Source organism: Archangium lansingense (assembly GCF_026626635.1).
Taxonomy (GTDB): domain Bacteria; phylum Myxococcota; class Myxococcia; order Myxococcales; family Myxococcaceae; genus Archangium; species Archangium lansingense.
The window spans coordinates 12,119,766-12,138,419 of record NZ_JAPNKA010000001.1; the positions used below are offsets into that span (position 1 = coordinate 12,119,766).

Consider the following 18,654-nt stretch of genomic DNA (forward strand, 5'->3'; position numbering starts at 1 on the left):
AAAGACTTCGGTCTACGGACCGCCTTGAATGCAAGCGTGATGCACCTCGGGATACCTATTGAGCTTGAAGGAATACGCCTTGTCCCCCAGGTATCCGATGTCGCCACGCCCTTCGGGCAGCTTGAACACCTCGCGCGTCGTACCAACAGCGTCCTCTTCGAGCGTCAACTCGAGTTCGCTTCCACGCTTCGACACGGCGGAGATCCAGCGTGATTTGATCCCCGCGTCCATGCCCACGTTCTCGATGATCAACAGCCAACGGCCGTGAATGTCGGGAACGAACTTCAACAAATACGGCCTCTTCAGGCAGTCATCCCACTGCGCCTTCCAGAGACCTGATGTGCTGCGCTCCAGAACAGCCCACTCCCTGGGTAGCTCGTCCAAGAAGGCGTAGGAGGCCTCGTCCAGAACGAATTGACCGAGAGCCAGGTCCCATCGGTCGGAACGGCCCATCTCGATCCCGAAGAAGAGCGCTTTCTCCATCACCGGGGTCGTGGAGAAGCCGGCCTGATCGAGTACCTCCCCCTTCAACACCTGGGTCTTCTTGTCGAGCTGGTATTTGCCGCGATAGACGACCACGCGCTCGGCATTTCCGAAGGCCACTACGAACAGGTTCCCCTTGATGTCCGCCCGGCTCTTCACATCCTTCACTCCGGCTCCGGCGGCAACCGCGATGCACGAGCTGTCACTCTGATTGAAGCACGTATATTGGAACGTCCTGCGCACCGCCGGCTTCTTGATGCCAGCGGCCAGCTCGAGGTTCCGCTCGAAGAAGAGGTTCCCCAGCAGCTTCTGCAGCTCGGTGTCCTCGGGGGAGAGGGTCGCGGCGCGCAACGCGCTCTCCTCGCGCTGCTTGAGCGGGAGCTTCGTGTCCCGCGCCTCGGCCGCGAGCTTCTCGGCTGAGGGCTTCTCCGGCCCCAGCATGGACGCGGACGCGTAGCCGCCCTTCTCGCCGCAGAGGACCTTCAGCCACTGTCCCTCGAGCTTCTCGGTGACCCGGCACTCCGTGCCGATCTGGAGCTTCTCCAGAATCTCTGCCTCCGTGGAGGGCTCCTTACGGAGGTTGATGGAGGAGCCGAGGACGTAGACCCGTTGCTCCCCGGTGTCGGCAGCAGCCGTGGCGAGCAGGAGGGAGATCAGAAGCGTTTGCATCTTCGATGGTCCTGAATGACAGCCGAATGAGAACCGACGATGGCACGGGCTATCGGAAGTTGTCCACGAAGCCGCCCCCCTACTGCCACCCGCAAGTGCCCGGACTCATTGGGTTTTCAGAGGAGGTGGAACTTGACTGTATCGATGCCGGCTTCAAGCGCCTGGACGGCCGAGGAGTCGCCAGATTCATGGGCACATGACCGCGGCCAGAGGTGTGCGCCCGGAGGTCCGCACCCGCGGCCGGGCAGGTTTCGGCACATGGTAGGCTCCCATCTACTTCGAGGGAGCACGGATTGAAGAAGACGCAGGCGGGTCTGGTCGTGCTGGCGGTGGTAGTGCTGCTGGGCGTGGGATACGGAATCCACCGAGCAAGCTCCGGGGCAGCGCCGGAGCCCCAGGCGGCCCCGGTGAAGACCCAGAGCCCGGAAACCGCACCTCCTATTCCCGCTCCCCAGGAAGCCGCGCGTCCCCCATCCCCTCGCGTGCTCTACGTGGCATCCCCCTGGGCCAGGCTCTATTCCGAGCCGAGGCCCGATTCCTACAAGTGGGCGGACCAGACCCGCCTCGGAACACGAGTCCAGGTGGATGCGGCCAAGAGCCAGAATGGCTTCATCTTTGTTTCAAGCTCCAACTCGGACAGCACCGTGCAGCAGATGGATGGCTACCTGCGCGAGAGCGATCTGCGCGCCGAGCCATTCACTTTCGACGAGGCCTGGAACGAGGCGCTGAATGCGCTCGGCACGCTGAAGGTCGAGAGCGCATCTCGGTACCTGGAGCTGGCCTCCAGACTCGACCCCTCTCGTATCGAACCCCTGGAGATTCAGGCGGTCATCCGGAGGGAGCGCCTCCACTCCGCCATCGACCTCGAGACGATGGCGGAGAAGCTCGCGCCAGGACAGGGGCCGAAGAATGCGGATGAACTGACGGTGGGCGATATCTGGTACCTGTACCCGGAGTACATCTCGGATGGGGTGATCGACGGACTGCGAGAAACCCCTGATCCGAAGGCGCCGAGCGGACCGCCGTTGGAGAAGGGTGAGCCGCTGCGGATCCTCGAGCTCGGGCAGGACTGGCTCCGGGTCGCGCGGGTGGACGACGGGAACCTGCGCGAGCTCGGCACCTCTTCACCTGGCGCGCCAGACGACGCTGGCGTCTCCACGGACTCGAGCGGACAGGAACCCCCTCCGGAGCCCACCCTGGCCGACCTGGGCAAACCCCGTGTGCTCACCGGGTACCTGCGGTCGGGCATGCTCAAGCCCTGGCCAGAGGAACGGGAGCGATTGGAGCGCCACCTGAAATTGCACATGCAGGCGGAGGACTCGCGTCAGGCGGTCCGGCTCATGATGGGTGTGGCGCAGGCTGAGCCGGAGAGGTCCCTCGAGCGAGCCCGAGCGGAGGAGGCGCTGCTGGCCTTCGCGCTGAAGGCTCAGCAGTACAAGGTGGCGGCCCATGCGGCGATGCGGCTCAGGCGGCTCGACGACATGGCCGTGGAACTCACCTACCTCTTCGGCTGCCGCGGGGACCGGACCCAGGCCGAGATGCTGAAGGTCTCCGAGATCGACCAGGCGAAGCCGAAGCAGGGTCCTCAGAACGCCTGCCTCATCTACGACCGCACCCCGGAGGACTGCGCCTTCTGCGCTGGCGCGGAAGACTACGAAGGTGAGACCCCGGACTTCCGTGCTGAAAGGGCCAGCGAAGCGAAGCGGCGGCGCCAGGAGGAGCGGCTCTGGGAGCGGCTCTCGGAGGCATTCCCGGACGGGCCCTACCTGCGCGTGCGCTACGCGGCGACACCGGCCTCGGCCCGGAACGGACTCCCGCTGTACATCCTCAGCCAGTCCTACCACATGAAATGGGTATGTCAGGACGGGCGCTACTGGGCTTCGGGGGTGTCGAGCGACAAGCGCGAGGCCGTCCAGCTCGAGTGGCCACGGAGTGGAGAGGCCCTGTCCTGGCTGAAGCCCCTTCATGAAGGCGATGCCCTCATGACCGTTCGCTTCCTGGAGGACTCCGAGGGCGACAAGAACTACCCGTTGCCCTTCGTGCGCGAGAGCGAAATGGACGTCCTGAGCAAGGTCTACTCGAACGACCACCAGGAGGTCTCGAAAGAGATCGAGACGCGGTACGGGATGATGCCGTACACCTTCGCCCCGAACCTCGACGGTTGCCCGGACGAGCCGGACCTCCACTCCGCGACCGAGTGACGCGGTGGCGAAGCGGGGGCGGACACGGGCTCAGCGGGCCTGCTTCAGGAACGTCGCCAGCTTCTCGTAGGCCACCGCCAGCGCGGGAATCGGCGCGCTCTCGTTCGCTTGATGCGCCTGCGCCGTCTCCCCGGGCCCGAAGTTCACCGCGTCCACCCCGAGCTCCGAGAAGCGCGCCACGTCCGTCCACGCCTGCTTCGACGCCGCCGGCAGCCCCGTCAGCTTCATGAGCTGCTGGAACAACGGGTTGTCCGCGCACACCCGGCCGCTCGGCGCCAGGTCCGTGAACTCCACCTCCGCGACGTCCCCCACCAACTCCCGCACATCCTCCTGCGCCTGCACCACCGTCTTCCCCGGTGCGAACCGGTAGTTCAGGTTCAGCTCGAACGCCTCCGGTATCACGTTGCGCGCTCGTCCTCCCGAGGCCTTCGTGATGTTCATCACCTCGTAGAAGGCGAACTCGCCGTACATCACCTCGCGCCTCGGCAGCGCCAGCAGCTTCGCGAGCAGCGGCCCTGCCTTGTGGATGGCGTTCTCCCCCTGCCATGGCCTCGCCGAGTGTGCGCTGCGCCCCTTGAACCTCAGCGTCACGTGCAGGCTCCCCACGCACCCCACCTGCACCACCCCGTCCGTCGGCTCCATCGCGATGCCGAACCTCACCCGCTTCAACTCCGGGCGCGTGTCGAACAGCGGCCCCAGCCCGCTCTCCAGGTAAGGGCCCTCCTCCCGCTCGTAGAGCACCACCACCAGGTTCACCGGCAGCTCGGCGCGCGGCAGGTCCTCCGCCAGCGCCATCATCACCGCCAGCCCACCCTTCATGTCCGAGGAGCCCAGACCGAAGACGCGCTCGCCTTCAATCCGAGGCTCGCGGTCGTTCGGGTGCGCCGGCACCGTGTCCAGGTGCCCCACCAACGCCACCGTGGGCCTCGAGTCCTGGAGGCTCCCCAGCACCAGCGAGTGTCCCAGTCGGAAGACCTCTCGCTGCGGGAAGTGCGTGTGAGCCCAGCGCTCCACATGGTCAGCGAGGGCCCGCTCCTCCCCGATGGGGCTGGCAATGCGGCACAAGGCCAGGGTGGATTGCGCGAGACGGGTGGCGAGATCGCTCATGGTGTTCCTCTCGGGGCGGGCACGAGCCCGTAGAGGGTGGTGATCTCTCGGGAGCGCGCCGCGTGGAGGGGGTCGGACTTGTCCTTGGCCTTCGAGTGACGCGCCGGGGCCGACCGCTTCCACTTCACGACGAGCCCGTACCGCGCGAGCTCCTGATCGAGCCAGTCCGCGGCACGCAGCTCCAGCAACACGGCGAGGTCTGAGAGCAACAGCAACCCCTCGCCCCCCGGGTTGAGGTGCCCAGCCAGTCCTTCGAGGAAGCCGAGCAGGAAGCGGTTCTCCTCGTCGAACACCGCGCGGTCCACCCGGTTCTTCGGTGGCTCGGGAATCCACGGCGGATTGCTCACGATGAGGTCCGCCTTGCCGGGAGGAAAGAGGTCGCCTTCCATGACCTCGAAGCGCTTCGACAGGCCCAGCCGCTCGGCGTTCTCCCGGGCACAGGCCACCGCTCGCGAATCAATATCGGTCGCCGTCACCGAGGCGGCTCCGCGCTGAAGCAGCAGGAACGAGAGCACGCCCGTGCCCGTGCCTACGTCGAACACCTTCTTGCCGCGCACGTCTTTGACGGACAGGAGCAGCTCGACGTAGTCCGTGCGCGTAGGCAGATACACGCCGTAGTGCGGATGGAGCTTGCCCTCGAGGCCAGGCACGTCCAGGCCCTTGCGCCGCCACTCGGCAGCTCCGAGCATGCCGAGCAACGTCTTCAGGGAGACCACGGTCCTGTCAGCGTCGGGCTCGCCCCACACCTGGAGGCAGGCCTCGGCAACATCGGGCGCCCGCTTCAGCTCCAGCCGGTAGGAGCGGTCGAGCGCCACCACGATGCGCGAGAGCGTCTCGTGCTCCAGCTGACGTGCGCGGCGCTCGGTCCGGAAGGCCTCCAGGGGCGAGCGCGCCGCCCGGGGTGGAGGGAGGCGGCGGCCCATGGCGCCCAGGAGCTGCTTTGCGTTGTGAAAGTCGCCTGTGTAGAGCAGGTGCTCGCCGCGCCGGACCCGTTTCAGGGCGGCATCCGCGGTGAGCCGGTCATCAACAGGGGAGAGCCGCGATGGAGCGGGCTCCCCACTCTCCGAGCGCCAGGTGAACGGATCCATGCGCGGGGTCTACACCGGCACGGCGAAGTCGCGCAGCGCCGCGTTGAGGCTCGTCTTCTTGTCGGTGCTCTCCTTGCGCTGCCCGATGATGAGCGCGCACGGCACCATGTAGCGACCCGCGGGGAACTGCTTCTCCTTCATGCCCGGAATCACCACGCTGCGCGCCGGCACCCGGCCCTTGTAGACCTTCTCCTCCGGTCCAGTGACGTCGATGATGGGCGTGGACGCCGTCAGCACCACGTTGGCGCCCAGCACCGCCTCCTCTTCCACCACCACGCCCTCCACCACGATGCAGCGGCTGCCGATGAAGGCCCTGTCCTCGATGATGACCGGCGAGGCGGTAGGCGGCTCGAGCACCCCGCCCAGTCCCACGCCGCCCGACAGGTGCACGTCACGCCCCACCTGCGCGCAGCTCCCCACCGTGGCCCACGTGTCCACCATCGTCCCCGAGCCCACCCGCGCCCCGATGTTCACGTAGCCAGGCATCACCACCGCGCCGCGCTCCACGAACGCCCCGTAGCGCACCACGCCCGGCGGCACCACTCGCACCCCGGCCGCCTCCAGCCCCTTCTTCAACGGAATCTTGTCGAAGAACTCGAAGGGCTCCACCTCCATCACCTTCATGTCCGAGATGCCGAAGAACAGGAGGATGGCCTCCTTCACCCAGGCATTGACCTTCCAGCCCTCGGGCCCCTTCTCCGCCACTCGCACTTCACCCGCATCCAGCAGCGCTAGCGTCTCGCGCACCGCCGCGACGTACCCCGCTTCCTTCAGCTTCGCTCGGTCCGCGAAGGCCGCGGATACCTTCTGCGACAGATTCTCGATGGAGGACATGGCCGCTCCTTCAAGCACGAAACGCTACCTGGCGCATCATCCTCATGCATGCGCGTGCCGCTCCGTCGCCATTGCCGTGTGCGGAGGCTCCGCCAGCGGGTAGATGGCCGTGACAATCTCCGTGTGCAGCCGGCCCGCCTCGGGCTCCAGGGCCTCGCGCCCCCGCCCCGCCACGTACACCCCCTTGCCTGCCACCCGCTCCACTCGCGCCAGGGGCACCGCCCACACCTTGCGGGAGAAGCGCTGGCGCATAAACAGCACCGTCTCCCCGATGCACGCCACCTTCCCCAGGACCTTCCCGTCCTGGTCACGCAGCTTCATCCCGTGCTGAATCGAGCGCCGCTCGAAGGGGGACTCCAACCACTCCACACCCATGGCCTCACCTCCACTCGCTCAAGGTGAGGCCCGGGTCTCCCACCGGGGAGCACGGCGCCGGGAGCCAGGCCCCCGGCCGCCTGCCCGCGCCCTAGGAGCCTGCGGGGGTGGAGGGGCCACCCACCACCTTGGCCACCGCCTCGACAATCTGCTGCTCGGTGGGGAAGGCGAAGGACTCCTTCGTCACTACCGGGGTGCCATCCACATCCACGATGAAGCTGCCGGAAGGACCGACCTTCAGCTCCGCGTCCAGGTTCAGCTCCTTCTTCAGTGCGGCCGCCGCACGGGCGGCCCGAGGCCTGTAGCCTCAAGCACTACAGAACGTGATGGTGATGCGGGACGCCATGGCGGGTCTCCTCGGGATGGGGGCGCGAAGGGTGCGCCTCCCTGGTGTGTAGCCATTGAAATACCGAACCACGAGGAGCGTGCAAGCAGGACACCCGTTCCCCTGTCCGCTCCCTCCTGATGTTGATTGACGCAGAGGTAGGCGAGCGGCATGCAGCCGTCCATGGCTCCCCACCGTCCGAACCTCGCCGCCGCCTACGACCCCGAGCACTTCCGCCGCCTCGGACACCAACTGGTGGACCAGCTCGCCGACCACCTCGCCCGCACCACCCGTCGCGAGGGCCCCGTCCTGCCCTGGGCCCCGCCCGCGGCCCACCTCGAGCGTTTCCCCGCGAACTTCCCCGAGGAGCCGACTGGCGACGCCTCCGCCCTCCTCGCGCGCGTCATCGAGGGGTCGCACCACCTGCACCACCCGCACTACGTGGGCCACCAGGTGTCCGCCCCCCTGCCCCTGGCCGCTTTGTGCGACCTCGTCTCCTCGCTCCTCAACAACGGCATGGCCGTCTACGAGATGGGGCCCATCTCCACCGCCATGGAGCACAACGTGGTGGCTGGATGGCTGGAGTGCTCGGCCTGCCCGAGGGCTCCGGCGGCGTCCTCACCTCGGGCGGCTCCGCCGGCAACCTCACCGCCCTGCTCGCCGCGCGTCAGGCCAAGGCCGGCTTCGATGCGTGGAACGGCGGCCCTACCGCTGGGCCTCCCCTCACCGTGCTCGTCCCCGAGTCCACTCACTACTGCATCGCCCGCTCCGTGCGGATGATGGGCTGGGGCTCCGAAGGTGTCACCCCCGTCCCCGTGGACGCGCGCTACCGGCTGCGTCCCGAGGCGTTGGAGGAGGCACTCGCCGCCGCGAAGCGCGCCGGCCGCCGTCCCATCGCCGTGGTGGCCAGCGCCGGCTCCACCGCCACCGGCGCATTCGACGCCCTCGACGCCGTGGCCGACTTCTGCGCGAAGCATGACCTCTGGTTCCACGTGGATGGGGCCCACGGCGCCTCGGCCGCACTCAGCCCCCGCTATCGCCACCAGGTAAAGGGCATCGAGCGTGCCGACTCGGTGGTGTGGGACGCGCACAAGCTGATGATGATGCCGGCGCTCATCACCGCCGTGCTCTTCCGCGAGAGCCACCGCTCCTTCGAGGCCTTCGCGCAAGAGGCCTCCTACCTCTTCAACGGCCAGGACACACGGCGCTGGAGCGACGTGGCGCTGCGCACCCTCGAGTGCACCAAGGAGATGATGGCCCTCAAGCTGTACACCTGCCTCAGCACCCTGGGCACGAAGCTCTTCGCGGACTCCGTCACCGACACCTTTGACCTGTCCCGCCGCTTCGCCGAGCGACTCCAGTCCTCCGGCGACTTCGAGCTGGCCGTCTCTCCCGACTGCAACATCGTCTGCTTCCGCCACACCCCCCAGGGCATCCCCACCTCCGAACTCGACGCGCTCCAGGTGCGCCTGCGCGAGTCGCTCGTCACGAGCGGGGACTTCTACCTGGTGCAGACGACGCTCGGCGGGCGCGTGTGGCTGCGCACCACCGTCATCAATCCGCTCACCACCGATGAGGACCTGGACGCCCTCCTGAACGCCCTGCGCCGGGCTGTCTGAGCCTCCTGTTACAACCCCGCGAAATCAGTGAAACAGGAATTTTATGCTGGAACTGATATCACGGATGGTAGTAGGAGCCGCGACGAAGTTTCACCCCATAGGCCGCTCCCCGGCCTTCGCGAGGCCTCCTCCATGAAGCCCACCTCTTCTCTCAAGTCCCTTTTCGGCGGTCTGGTGCTGCTGGCCGCTCCGGCCGCCCTGGCGGACAGCGCCGCGAACATCGCCCTCTTCGACTCGAAGATGACGGCGGCGCGCACAAGCACCAGCCCCAGTGGCTCGACGGTCACCCGCCCGGAGATGGTGGGTGCGCTCGACGCCTTCGCCTGGGACTCCTGGGTGGACGCCACGGAGCGCGCCCACCTGTCCACCAAGGTGGGCAATGCCACCTTCCTCACGGGCCTGACGAACGATGCGAAGAAGTACCTCAACGACTTCTACGAGCTGAACGACGCGGCGGACTACGGGGCGCCGCTGAGCATGGACGCGGTATCGGGCACGCCGGCCCAGCTGTACGGCGCGAGCGGACCGCTCGCCAGCGCCTCGCGCATCCAGGAGGGCTCCATCCCCTACGGCGAGGGCGTGGCCAATCAGGTGACGCTGACGGAGACGTACGGGTGGGCCTTCGGCAGCCACTACGACTATGGGTACTTCTTCGCGCCCATCACCGAGGCCGAGCTCCGCACCCGGCTGCAGCAGCGCACGTACTCGGGCACGCCGACCGCGGCCGAGGTCAATGGAGCGGTGGCGTACATCACCCAGGTATCGGGCACTGGCCAGCGGCTCTACATCTCGAGCTGGCGCTCCATGGGCCGGGGCGGTCCGGGCGAGTCGGCCGGCTTCGTGGTAGCCGCCGTCAGCAACGACCGGCGCTTCGTGCGCATGGTGGAAGTGCTCACCTGGGCGGAGTGACCCTCCCGAGGACGTGAGGGCCTGCCTGGGGCCCTTCCCCCTGGGTCCCCAGGCCCCTGCACCGAAGAGTCGCGCGGGGCGCGGAAATCGGATAGAGCCCGCTCCGCCATGCTCGTCTCGGTCGTCATCCCCGTCTACAACGAGATCTCCACCCTCGCTGAGCTCCTCCGCCGCGTCATTGCGGTGGACTTCCCGAAGGAGCTCGTCATCGTGGACGACTGCTCCCGCGACGGAAGCCGCGAGCTGCTCCAGCGTCTGGCCAGCGAGGGCCTGTCCGCCATCGGCGGCACCCCGAAGAACCGCAACGAGGTGCGCGTCCTCTTCCAGGAGAAGAACCAGGGCAAGGGCGCGGCCCTGCGCCGCGGCTTTACCGAGTCCACCGGGGATATCGTCATCGTCCAGGACGCGGACCTCGAGTACGACCCGCGGGAGATTCCCCGCGTCCTCCAGCCCATCATCGATGGGGACGCGGACGTCGTCTTCGGCAGCCGCTTCACCGGCACGCCCCGGCGCGTCCTCTACTTCTGGCACTCGGTGCTGAACAACCTCCTCACGATGCTGTCCAACATGACCAGCAACCTGAACCTCACCGACATGGAGACCTGCTACAAGGCCTTCCGGGCCGAGGTCATCCGGTCGGTGCACATCGAGGAGGACCGCTTCGGCATCGAGCCCGAAATCACCGCCAAGGTGGCCCGCGGCGGTTGGCGCGTCTTCGAGGTGCCCATCAGCTACCACGGGCGCACCTACGAGGAGGGCAAGAAGATCGGCTGGAAGGACGGCGTCCGGGCCCTCTACGCCATCGGCAAGTACGCCATCAAACGCTGAGGTTCCGGGGCACCAGGCTGTCCAACAGCTGACACCTCCCCATTCCCCCAGGGGAGCCCCCGTCCACCCGGCGGCCGCTTCCCCGCCCTCCTGCCTCCAGGTGCCCTTTGGGCCGCCGGTCCCTAGCTTCCCGGCGTGCTACCGCGATTCCTCCTCTACGGGTGTGCTGGCTGGGTGATGGAGGTGTGCTTCACCGGCATGAGCGCGGCCCTCGTCCAGCGGGACTCGCATGGTACGGCGAAGACGTACCTCTGGATGCACCCCATCTATGGGGCCACCGCGCTGGGGCTGGAGTTCCTCCATGACCGGCTGCGCTTCCTGCCCCGGCCCGTGCGCGCGCTCGCCTACACCGCCGTCATCTTCGGCGCCGAGTACGCCACCGGCTGGCTGCTGCGCCGGGCGCTCGGCCGCTGCCCCTGGGACTACGAGGACAAGGGCTGGAGCGTCAAGGGGCTCATCCGCCTGGACTACGCCCCCTTCTGGTACGTCGCCGGCCTGCTCTTCGAGCCCGTGCGAGAGGCCTTCCTGCGCGTCACCAGCGAGGCCCTGCGCCAGACGCCCGAGTACCGCCATGCCGTGGAGAACGGCACCGTGGCCGAGCCCCAGCACTTCGCCCCCGTCTCCACCGAGCAGGAGGCCGGGGAAGCGGCGGACACCTTCCTCCTCGCCGAGGAGAGCGAGCTCCACCCCAGCCCTTGAAAGGAGACAGGGAACCAGGCCCTTCAGGAGGGAAGACCCTTCACCCCGGACCTGCTCTCAGAGGGGGAAAGGGGTGATGGAGGGAAAGAACAGGAGACGTCGTGGGCCGGACGCTCTCCGGCCGGGCCCTGCCCTTGACAGTTGGCTTTTCTTCCTGCATCGGGCCCTGCGTAGTAGGTTGCCGCGCACTCCCTGTTGGTGCAGGGAAATGACGCCGCACCTTTGAAAGTTTCCGCCCCCGTATGTTCGACTGGCTCCACACTCTTTTCTCGCGTGACCTCGCCATCGACCTGGGCACGGCCAACACGCTCATCTACATCCGCGGTCAGGGAATCGTCTCCAACGAACCCTCCGTGGTGGCCGTCCAACAGGACGCGCGCGGCGGCAAGAAAGTGCTCGCCGTGGGCAAGGAGGCCAAGGAGATGCTCGGCCGCACGCCGGGCAACATCGTGGCCATCCGCCCCATGAAGGACGGCGTTATCGCCGACTTCGAGATCACCGCGGCGATGCTCCGCTACTTCATCCAGACGGCGCACAATCGTAAGTCGCTCGTCAGCCCGCGCATCGTCATCGGCATCCCCTCGGGCATCACCGAGGTGGAGCGCCGCGCGGTGCGCGAGGCCGCCGCCAATGCCGGTGCCCGCGAGGTCTACCTCATCGAGCAGCCGATGGCCGCGGCCATCGGCGCCGGCCTGCCCGTCACGGAGCCCAGCGGCAACATGATTGTGGACATCGGTGGTGGTACCTCCGACGTCGCGGTCATCAGCCTCGCCGGCATCGTGTTCGCCAAGAGCGTGCGCATCGGTGGCGACAAGCTGGACGAGGCGATCATCCAGTACGTCAAGCGCAAGTACAACCTGCTCATCGGCGAGCGCACGGCCGAGCTCATCAAGATGGGCATCGGTACGGCGTACCCCACCGAAGAGGTCATGACCATGGAGATCAAGGGTCGCGACCTGGTGGCCGGCGTGCCGCGCACGTTGACGGTGAGCAGCGACGAGGTGCGTGACGCACTGAGCGAGCCCGTCAACGGCATCGTCGAGGCGGTGAAGCTGACGCTGGAGCGCACGCCGCCAGAGCTGGCCGGTGACATCGCCGACCGCGGCATCGTGCTGGCCGGTGGTGGCGCGCTGCTGAAGAACCTGGACACGCTGCTGCGCGAGGAGACGGGTCTGCCGGTGTTCCTCGCCGAGGATCCGCTGTCCGCCGTCGTGATGGGCGCGGGCAAGGCGCTCGAGTCGCTCGACATCCTCCGCCAGGTCGCCACGCCGGGCTGAGCAGTCGACCGCGCCCCTTCCCCTCACTCTCCCTCAATATCCCCTCTCCCTCCGGGAGAGGGACGGGGTGAGGGTATCTCGAGCCCCGAGTTGGATCGCAGGGAGCCCTCGTCACATGGGTTGGAGTACGGATCCGGGCACCCTCACCCTGACCCTCTCCCGAGGGGAGAGGGGATGTTGAGGGGATTCAAGCTCTCAAGGCATCCAGGATGGACAGCCGTGAGGCGCGCAGGGCGGGCAGCAGTCCGCCCAGTGTGCCCATCAACGTTCCGAAGACGATCGCCGCCACCACGATTCCCGGCGTCGGTGTGAAGCCGAAGCGCACCTCGGCGAATGTCTGGAAGTTGAGCGTCCGGATCTCCATCCACCTCGTGGCCAGCGCCCCCAGTGCTCCCAGCACGCCTCCCGCCGCTCCCAGTACCGCGGATTCGATGAGGATGCTCGCCAGCACGCTCCGGCGCCGGTAGCCCACCGCCCGCAGCATCCCCAGCTCGCCGATGCGCGCCGCCACCTGCGCGTACATGGTGATCATCGCCCCCAGCACCGCGCCCACGCTGAAGATAAAGGACACGAACAGGCCGAGCACCCGGATGAAGGTGGCCAGCCACGTTGCCTGCTCTGCCCAGTACTCGGGCTCCGACTTCGCCTCGAGCGTGAAGCGTGGATCCGCCTCCACTCCCTTGATGAAGGCGTCGCGCGCCTGCTCCGAGCCCGTGCGCACCACCACAGCGCTCAGCCCCGGCCGCTCGAAGGCAGCCCCCAGCCGATTGACGTCCACCCACAGCTCGGACTCGTAGGCCCCGCCCTCGGCGGTGAACACGCCCACCACCGGCCAGCGCTCCTCGGCGAACACCAGCTCCCCTCCCAAGTGCGCCCCTGGCGAGCGGCCTACCAGCGCCTCGCCCAGCGCAATCTCGTTGGTGCCCATCCGGGGCTCCCGGCCGGCGATGAGCCGCACCGTGGGCCGGATGGCGAAGCTCTCCGGGCCGATGCCCCGAGCGTTGATGTTCGACTCCTTCCCATCTCCTCGCGGGAGCAGCACCGGCACCACCAGCTCGCCCGCCACCAGGGGATTCCCCTCCACCGAGGAGGCCACCTGCGGGGCGCTGCCCAGGGCGCGCAGCGCGTCCCGCTCCACGTTGCTCATCAGCTCGCTGGTGGCCCCCTCGGCCAGGAGGACGACGTTGCGCGGGTCTCCTCCCGAGGCGAGCGCGGACTCGATTCCGTTGGCCAGCATCAGCACCGCCGAGAAGACGAAGACGACGAGCCCCAGGCCCAGCACGGTGAGCCCCGTGGACAGCCGCCGCGCCCAGAGGCTGCGCGTGTTGTAGTAGAGGGGAATCATCGCTCAGGCCACCTTCCTCAACCCCTCGGCCACGGGAATGCGCACCGCGCGCACCGCGGGGATGGCCCCGGCCAGCAGCGCCACCCCCACCGCCGCCAGCGCCCCGAGCACCAGCGTGCTCTCCCGCATGAAGTTCGCGGGCACGCCGAGCTGTGAGCCCACCACCGAGATGAAGCCTCGGATGAGCGGCGGCGCGAGGAGCACCCCCAGCCCCGCCGACGCCAGGCCAATGGCCAGGGACTCGAAGAGCACGAGCATCACCACCCGCCCGCTCTTGAAGCCCATGGCTCGCAGCGTGGACAGGTCTCTCGTGCGCTCGCGCACGCTCATGGCCAGCGTATTGCCGATGACCAGCAGGATGATGAGCAGGATGACGGTGGCCACCACCTGCACCGCGGTGATGATGGCCGACAGCATGGAGATGAAACCCAGCGTGGCCGCGCGCTCGCTCTCCGTGCGCGTCGGGTAGGGGCTGTTGGTGAACATGGCGTCCACCGCCGAGGCCACCGCCGCCGAGCGCGACGGGTCCTCCACGCGAATCATGAAGGCCCCCACCCGGTCCTTTCGCTCGTCCGGCAGCTTCTCGTTGAGGCAGCGGAAGGGAAAGAAGAGCGAGTTGGTGTCCAGCGTCCCCGTCCGCACGTCGTAGATGCCCCGCACGTTGAAGGTCCACTCGCCCGGGTAGATGGTGCCCTTGAGCGTCACCCGGTCTCCTGCCTTCCATCCGTAGCGCTTCGCCAGGTCCTTGCCGATGAGCGCGCCACACGGGTCCGCCTGGAAGGCCGCCACCTGCTGCGGCGGCACCATCAGCTCATCGAACACGCGCATGAACGAAGGCGGGTCCACGAAGGCCGAGCCGAAGAAGTCGCGCTGGGACTCACCGTACCGCCCGCCGAAGAAGCCGTAGAAGGTGATGTCGTCCACCCCTGGCACGGTGGAGATGCGTGGCAGGTAAGACAGCGGCAGGTCCGCCGTGATGGAGGCCTTGGCACGAGTGAAGAGCCGGTCCGCCTGTGCCGACTCCGCGCTCATATAGAAGAGGTCCACCACCGTGCGCAGGAAGATGAAGGCCATCACCCCCACCGCCCCCGCCAGCACCGTGAGCGCCAACCGCAGGGGGTTGCGCAGCAGGTCCTTCCAGATGAGCCGCCCGAACGTCATTGCAGCAGCCCCTTCTCCAGGTGCCGCACCAGGTCCGCGCGCTCGGCGGCGTGCGGGTCGTGCGTCACCATGACGAGCGTCTTGTGCAACTCGTGGTGCAGCACCTCGAAGAGGTCCAACACCTGCTCGGCCGACTTGCGGTCCAGGTCTCCCGTAGGCTCGTCCGCGATGAGCAGGTCCGGGTCCGTGACGATGGCCCGGGCGATGGCCACCCGCTGCTGCTCGCCTCCGGACAGCTGCGGCGGCCGGTGCCCCATGCGGTGCCCCAGGCCCACCACCTCCAGCGCGGCCGCCACGTGCTCACGGCGCTCGGAGCGGGAGAGCGGCGTGAGCAGCAGCGGCAGTTCCACGTTCTCCGCCGCCGTGAGCACCGGCAGCAGGTTGTACAGCTGGAAGACAAAGCCCACGTGCCCCGCGCGCCAGTCCGACAGCTCCTTGTCGCTCATCCGCGCCAGGTCCCTCCCGCCCACCTCCACCACCCCCGTGGAGGGCCGGTCCAACCCCGAGATGAGGTTGAGCAGCGTGGACTTGCCCGAGCCGGACGGGCCCATGAAGGCCTCGAAGGCCCCCGTCTCGATATCCAGGTTCACCCCCTCCAGCACGGGCACGACGATGTCGCCCCGCTGGTAGGCCTTGGAGACTCCCCGCAGCCGGATGAAGGGAGACCTCGCCTCTTGCACGGGCGCAGTGCTCATCCGCCCTCCGTCCGCACCTTCACCTTGCGTCCCGGACGCAGCGTGCCATTGGGCGACACCACCACCTGTGTCCCCGGCTCCGGGCCCTGGGCCAGGGCCATCTCGTCCCCCACCTTCTCCGCGACCTGTACTGGCTCGCGCTTCACCTTCCCGTCCTGCACCACCCACACCACCGACTCCCCGCCGTTCTGCACCACCGCCGAGGCTGGTACCCGCAGCGCCGCGTCCTTCTCCACGAGCGCCTCTGGCGGCAGCGCCTCCTTCAGGAAGGCCACCCTCGCGCCCATGTCCGGCAGCACCCCCGGGGGAATCTCTTCGAACTCCACGTTCACGTCCGCCGTGGCCTTGGAGCGGTCAATGGCTGGACGCACCGAGCGCACCTTCGCGGCGAAGGCCTGGTCTGGGTATGCATCCAGGAAGACGAGTGCGGGCTGCCCCAGCTCGATGCGCGGCAACTGCTCCTCGCTGACCTCGGCCTCCACCTCCAGCGCCCCCAAGTCCACCAGTTCGACGATGCCGCCGATGTTCTCCTGCTCGAGCGCGGCTGGCGCGAGCACGGCCCCCTCGTCCGCCAACTTGCGAACCACTGTGCCCGCGAAAGGCGCCCGCACCACCGTATGCGAGAGCTGCAGCTCCGCCGCCTGGGCTGCCTCCCGCGCCGCGGCGAGCTGGGCACTGGCTGCATGCTCCTCGGCAGACGAGGCCCTCGCCAGGGCCTGTGCCTCCTCCAGACTGGCCCGAGTGATGACCTGGGCCCGTGCCAACCGCTCCGCACGCGCCAGATCGCTCCGCGCCCGTGTCGCCGTGGCCTGGGCAGCGACGAGCCGTTGGCTGGCGGCCTGGAGCTCCGCACGAATACGCGCAGCCCCTACCCGCGCATCCCGGTCATCCAGGCGGGCGAGCACCTGCCCCTTCTTCACCGCGTCGCCTTCTTCTACCGCCACCTCCACCAATCGTCCCGCCACCTGGGGCGCGATGATGGAGCGACGGCGCGAGGACACATAGCCAGCCGCGGACAGCTCGGTCTGCTGCTCGCCGGGTCGTGCTTCTCGCACCTCGGCCACACGCACGCTGGGGGCACGACCCACCACTGCGGCCCCCACCACCAGGGCGAGCACGACAGCAAGCCCCACCCAGAGCGGCCACCGGCGCAGGAGCTTCCGCCGGGGGCGAGCTGTGCGGTCAATCTTGAGCGATGCCAACCTTGAGGCCTGGGCCTCCGCCATGCGCGTCTCCCCCGTGCGTCATGAGCCCTCGGGAGAGAAGGTAGGTGGCGGCCCCTGACGTGACCCGGCGCTGTGGCCGCCCGTGTGCTCCTCCACCAAGGAGCATGGGCGCCTCCCGCTCCCTTCAGGAGGGAGCGAGTGCCTGGGAGTGAGGATCGCTCGAGATGTTCATCACAAGGGCCCCACGGGCATACGCGGACAGAGGACCAAGATGATCGACCCCGGCGACATCCACGAGGGAATGACGGTGAAGGACAGGGAAGGGCGGAAGCTCGGGACGGTGTCGAACGTGGGGGACACCCACTTCGAGCTGGGGCAGGGCTCGCCCGCCCGGCGGGACTACATGGTGCACTTCCACCGCGTGGAGCGCGTCCAGGGCCGAGAGGTGTATCTCGCGGCCGCCCCTACCACTCCCCCGCCCGAGGACTGACACCGCCGAGCGAGTGAGGCCCGCTCAGGCAGGCACGAGCGCTGGGTGCCGGCGAGCCCAGAAGAGCAGCACCGCCGCCGTGGTCGGGGCGAGTACAGCCACCGCCATGACGAGCCAGTCTCCAGGCCCTCGTGCCCGGGGGAGGTTGTAGAGGAGCGCCTCCAAGAGCGTGAGGCAGGCGTCGCCGGTGATGAGCGAGGCCAGCAGCGTGGCGAGCCCGGAGCGCCAGCGGCGGATGAGGGAGAAGAGCCCCACCGTCAGCCCCACGTCGAAGAAGACCCAGCCCCACTGCACGAGCGGTGAGGGGAAGCGGTGGGCGTTGGCCGGCAGCGCGAGCAGTACCGTCCAAGGCACCAGCAACACCGCGAGCAACCTCACGAGCGGCAAGGGCCGGCGCAGGAGCGTGGCCAGGCCGAAGCGCGCGAGGCTCCCTCGGGCGAAGGCGGTGAGCGCGTCGTACAGCGGCAGGTGCGAGGCGTGCCGGGCGGGCCAGGCCAGGTGGATGCGATCCCACGCGTGCGGGCGCAGCCGAGCCTTGAAGGCCCGCAGCCCCTCGAAGTCATAGAGCGGCATGCCCACCACCCGTGCCGCGCGCAGCCAGCCGGCCACGTCGCCAGCCAGCGGCGCGAGCCCCAGCGTCAGGTAGCTCCGTCCCTCGGCCGCCGCCGCGCGCATCACCGCGTCCACCAGCGACTCCGCGGTGCCGTTGGGTGCCTGCCCGTCCCGCAGCAGGTGCTGCACGAGCCAGCCATTGCGCGCATACACCGGCACCGCCGACAGGAAGGCCACCACCTCTCCGTCCCGCTCCGCCACGAAGGAGCGCCGCTCCTCGGCCCAGGCATACGGGGAGAGCTGCACCAGGAAGCCCATGGGCGCCATCCGCCGAGACACCAACCAGTGCTCCATCAGCCGATCCACTCCCGCCCGCACCGGGTGCGTCGGGTCCTTCAGCTCGGCCGGAGACACCTCGCGCACCCGCAAGCCCTTGGCCCGCGCCCGGCGCAACTGCTCGCGCAGGCTCCGGCTCTCGCGCACGCTCTGCTCCCAACGCCTCGGGTCCCACACCGGCTGCTCACCGATGGCCAACCCTCGGAGCGGGGCCGCGTCCAACATCCGCTGCTCGGTGGCGAAGAAACACAGGCGCCGGCCCGCGCTGGCCGCATGCACCTCGAAGCGCTCCGACACCTCGGCCAGACGCTCGTGCGACGCGATGGGGGCACCGGCCACCACCCACGCCTTGCCCGTGTCCACGTACGCCACGCACGCGTCTTCACCGTCGAACCAGTACGAGTACCCCGGCTCCAGCACCTGGAAGGACGTGGCGTTCCACCCATGGCGCTTGAGCAGCTCCAGCACCCGCAGGTGCTCCGTGTCCATGCCGCC

General features: G+C 68.3%; 16 protein-coding genes and 1 pseudogene. 7 read left to right on the forward strand and 10 right to left on the reverse strand.

The window, feature by feature from the left end; all coding sequences use genetic code 11:
• Positions 1 to 12 precede the first annotated feature (12 nt).
• The gene (locus tag OV287_RS48530; protein ID WP_267540891.1) at positions 13 to 1,152 is read right to left on the reverse strand and encodes an SH3 domain-containing protein; all 1,140 of its coding nucleotides are present in this window, start codon (positions 1,150 to 1,152) and stop codon (positions 13 to 15) included.
• 293 nt (positions 1,153 to 1,445) lie between these two features.
• Between OV287_RS48530 and OV287_RS48535 the strand changes: the two genes are divergently transcribed.
• Positions 1,446 to 3,353, forward strand: a complete 1,908-nt coding sequence (locus OV287_RS48535) for a hypothetical protein (RefSeq protein ID WP_267540892.1) — start codon at positions 1,446 to 1,448, stop codon at positions 3,351 to 3,353.
• 30 nt (positions 3,354 to 3,383) lie between these two features.
• Here the strand turns inward: OV287_RS48535 and dapE are convergent, their stop codons facing one another.
• Genes dapE through OV287_RS48555 form a run of 4 tightly spaced genes read right to left on the reverse strand, consistent with a single transcriptional unit; the run spans position 3,384 to position 6,757 of the window.
• Positions 3,384 to 4,460 (reverse strand): succinyl-diaminopimelate desuccinylase, encoded by a 1,077-nt coding sequence (dapE, locus tag OV287_RS48540; RefSeq protein WP_267540893.1) that lies wholly within the window; start codon positions 4,458 to 4,460, stop codon positions 3,384 to 3,386.
• The gene (locus OV287_RS48545) at positions 4,457 to 5,548 is read right to left on the reverse strand and encodes a methyltransferase (protein ID WP_267540894.1); all 1,092 of its coding nucleotides are present in this window, start codon (positions 5,546 to 5,548) and stop codon (positions 4,457 to 4,459) included. Before OV287_RS48545 ends, dapE begins: the two co-directional genes overlap by 4 nt.
• Before the next feature lie 9 nt (positions 5,549 to 5,557).
• Positions 5,558 to 6,382 (reverse strand): 2,3,4,5-tetrahydropyridine-2,6-dicarboxylate N-succinyltransferase, encoded by an 825-nt coding sequence (locus OV287_RS48550; protein ID WP_267540895.1) that lies wholly within the window; start codon positions 6,380 to 6,382, stop codon positions 5,558 to 5,560.
• Positions 6,383 to 6,424: 42 nt separating this feature from the next.
• A complete protein-coding gene (locus tag OV287_RS48555) occupies positions 6,425 to 6,757 on the reverse strand; it encodes a PRC-barrel domain containing protein (RefSeq protein ID WP_267540896.1) in 333 nt (110 codons plus the stop codon).
• Between the two features lie 508 nt (positions 6,758 to 7,265).
• Here OV287_RS48555 and OV287_RS48560 point away from each other — a divergent pair.
• The 5 genes and pseudogenes from OV287_RS48560 (at position 7,266) to OV287_RS48580 (ending at position 12,414) form a co-directional block, all read left to right on the forward strand.
• Positions 7,266 to 8,701, forward strand: a pseudogene (locus tag OV287_RS48560) (pyridoxal phosphate-dependent decarboxylase family protein).
• A gap of 132 nt (positions 8,702 to 8,833) precedes the next feature.
• Positions 8,834 to 9,610 carry a hypothetical protein gene (locus OV287_RS48565; RefSeq protein WP_267540898.1) on the forward strand — a complete coding sequence of 259 codons (777 nt, stop codon included), beginning with the start codon at positions 8,834 to 8,836 and terminating at the stop codon, positions 9,608 to 9,610.
• A 108-nt stretch (positions 9,611 to 9,718) separates the two neighbouring features.
• Entirely contained in the window at positions 9,719 to 10,438 is a 720-nt protein-coding gene (locus tag OV287_RS48570) for a glycosyltransferase family 2 protein (RefSeq protein WP_267540899.1), read from the forward strand.
• A 135-nt stretch (positions 10,439 to 10,573) separates the two neighbouring features.
• Entirely contained in the window at positions 10,574 to 11,137 is a 564-nt protein-coding gene (locus OV287_RS48575; RefSeq protein ID WP_444546336.1) for a putative ABC transporter permease, read from the forward strand.
• Positions 11,138 to 11,379: 242 nt separating this feature from the next.
• Positions 11,380 to 12,414 (forward strand): rod shape-determining protein, encoded by a 1,035-nt coding sequence (locus tag OV287_RS48580; RefSeq protein ID WP_267540901.1) that lies wholly within the window; start codon positions 11,380 to 11,382, stop codon positions 12,412 to 12,414.
• Between the two features lie 187 nt (positions 12,415 to 12,601).
• Here OV287_RS48580 and OV287_RS48585 read toward each other — a convergent pair whose 3' ends face one another.
• Genes OV287_RS48585 through OV287_RS48600 form a run of 4 tightly spaced genes read right to left on the reverse strand, consistent with a single transcriptional unit; the run spans position 12,602 to position 16,841 of the window.
• Positions 12,602 to 13,759: an ABC transporter permease gene (locus OV287_RS48585; RefSeq protein WP_267540902.1), complete on the reverse strand. Its 1,158-nt coding sequence runs from the start codon at positions 13,757 to 13,759 to the stop codon at positions 12,602 to 12,604.
• A gap of 3 nt (positions 13,760 to 13,762) precedes the next feature.
• Positions 13,763 to 14,920, reverse strand: a complete 1,158-nt coding sequence (locus OV287_RS48590; protein ID WP_267540903.1) for an ABC transporter permease — start codon at positions 14,918 to 14,920, stop codon at positions 13,763 to 13,765.
• Complete coding sequence (locus tag OV287_RS48595; protein ID WP_267540904.1) at positions 14,917 to 15,615, reverse strand: ABC transporter ATP-binding protein; 699 nt, start codon at positions 15,613 to 15,615, stop codon at positions 14,917 to 14,919. The genes OV287_RS48590 and OV287_RS48595 overlap by 4 nt, the downstream gene beginning before the upstream one ends.
• Positions 15,612 to 16,841: an efflux RND transporter periplasmic adaptor subunit gene (locus OV287_RS48600; protein ID WP_267540905.1), complete on the reverse strand. Its 1,230-nt coding sequence runs from the start codon at positions 16,839 to 16,841 to the stop codon at positions 15,612 to 15,614. The genes OV287_RS48595 and OV287_RS48600 overlap by 4 nt, the downstream gene beginning before the upstream one ends.
• 211 nt (positions 16,842 to 17,052) lie before the next feature.
• On the opposite strand from OV287_RS48600, the gene OV287_RS48605 reads away from it, so the two are divergent.
• Positions 17,053 to 17,271, forward strand: coding sequence for a DUF2171 domain-containing protein (locus tag OV287_RS48605; RefSeq protein WP_267540906.1), 219 nt, complete (start codon positions 17,053 to 17,055; stop codon positions 17,269 to 17,271).
• Positions 17,272 to 17,295: 24 nt separating this feature from the next.
• Here the strand turns inward: OV287_RS48605 and OV287_RS48610 are convergent, their stop codons facing one another.
• Positions 17,296 to 18,648 (reverse strand): DUF2156 domain-containing protein, encoded by a 1,353-nt coding sequence (locus tag OV287_RS48610; RefSeq protein ID WP_267540907.1) that lies wholly within the window; start codon positions 18,646 to 18,648, stop codon positions 17,296 to 17,298.
• Positions 18,649 to 18,654: the final 6 nt, after the last annotated feature.

What these genes read in the sequence shown, in the direction of transcription:
- OV287_RS48555 (WP_267540896.1), bottom strand. Translation starts at nt 6,757, where the DNA reads ATGGGTGTGGAGTGGTTGGAGTCCCCCTTCGAGCGGCGCTCGATTCAG.
- OV287_RS48580 (WP_267540901.1), top strand. Translation starts at nt 11,380, where the DNA reads ATGTTCGACTGGCTCCACACTCTTTTCTCGCGTGACCTCGCCATCGAC.
- OV287_RS48605 (WP_267540906.1), top strand. Translation starts at nt 17,053, where the DNA reads ATGATCGACCCCGGCGACATCCACGAGGGAATGACGGTGAAGGACAGG.
- dapE (WP_267540893.1), bottom strand. Translation starts at nt 4,460, where the DNA reads ATGAGCGATCTCGCCACCCGTCTCGCGCAATCCACCCTGGCCTTGTGC.
- OV287_RS48610 (WP_267540907.1), bottom strand. Translation starts at nt 18,648, where the DNA reads ATGGACACGGAGCACCTGCGGGTGCTGGAGCTGCTCAAGCGCCATGGG.
- OV287_RS48595 (WP_267540904.1), bottom strand. Translation starts at nt 15,615, where the DNA reads ATGAGCACTGCGCCCGTGCAAGAGGCGAGGTCTCCCTTCATCCGGCTG.
- OV287_RS48550 (WP_267540895.1), bottom strand. Translation starts at nt 6,382, where the DNA reads ATGTCCTCCATCGAGAATCTGTCGCAGAAGGTATCCGCGGCCTTCGCG.
- OV287_RS48600 (WP_267540905.1), bottom strand. Translation starts at nt 16,841, where the DNA reads ATGGCGGAGGCCCAGGCCTCAAGGTTGGCATCGCTCAAGATTGACCGC.
- OV287_RS48585 (WP_267540902.1), bottom strand. Translation starts at nt 13,759, where the DNA reads ATGATTCCCCTCTACTACAACACGCGCAGCCTCTGGGCGCGGCGGCTG.
- OV287_RS48545 (WP_267540894.1), bottom strand. Translation starts at nt 5,548, where the DNA reads ATGGATCCGTTCACCTGGCGCTCGGAGAGTGGGGAGCCCGCTCCATCG.
- OV287_RS48565 (WP_267540898.1), top strand. Translation starts at nt 8,834, where the DNA reads ATGAAGCCCACCTCTTCTCTCAAGTCCCTTTTCGGCGGTCTGGTGCTG.
- OV287_RS48530 (WP_267540891.1), bottom strand. Translation starts at nt 1,152, where the DNA reads ATGCAAACGCTTCTGATCTCCCTCCTGCTCGCCACGGCTGCTGCCGAC.
- OV287_RS48570 (WP_267540899.1), top strand. Translation starts at nt 9,719, where the DNA reads ATGCTCGTCTCGGTCGTCATCCCCGTCTACAACGAGATCTCCACCCTC.
- OV287_RS48590 (WP_267540903.1), bottom strand. Translation starts at nt 14,920, where the DNA reads ATGACGTTCGGGCGGCTCATCTGGAAGGACCTGCTGCGCAACCCCCTG.